A 237-nucleotide genomic window follows, 5' to 3' on the forward strand; every position below is an offset into this window, starting at 1 on the left:
CGGCAAGCTGGAGCTGACCTATCCGCAGTACCTGGCAATGATGGTGCTGTGGGAGCGCGACGGGGTCACGGTGTCGGAGATCGGCGAGCGCCTGTTCCTCGACTCGGCCACGCTGACCCCGCTGCTCAAGCGCCTGGAAGCCGCGGGTCTGGTGACCCGCACCCGCGCCGCCAGCGACGAGCGCCAGGTGGTGATCGAGCTGACCAAGGCCGGCCGCGCGCTCAAGACCCGCGCGCG

Annotated in this window: 1 protein-coding gene; it reads left to right on the forward strand. The window is 70.9% G+C overall.

Features of this window, described 5'->3' with window-relative positions; all coding sequences use genetic code 11:
• A partial coding sequence (locus tag HKX41_13375; protein ID NNC25125.1) for a MarR family transcriptional regulator occupies positions 1 to 237 on the forward strand: 237 nt, incomplete at both ends.

Origin of the sequence: Salifodinibacter halophilus (genome assembly GCA_012999515.1) — a bacterium.
Classification (GTDB): domain Bacteria; phylum Pseudomonadota; class Gammaproteobacteria; order Nevskiales; family Salinisphaeraceae; genus Salifodinibacter; species Salifodinibacter halophilus.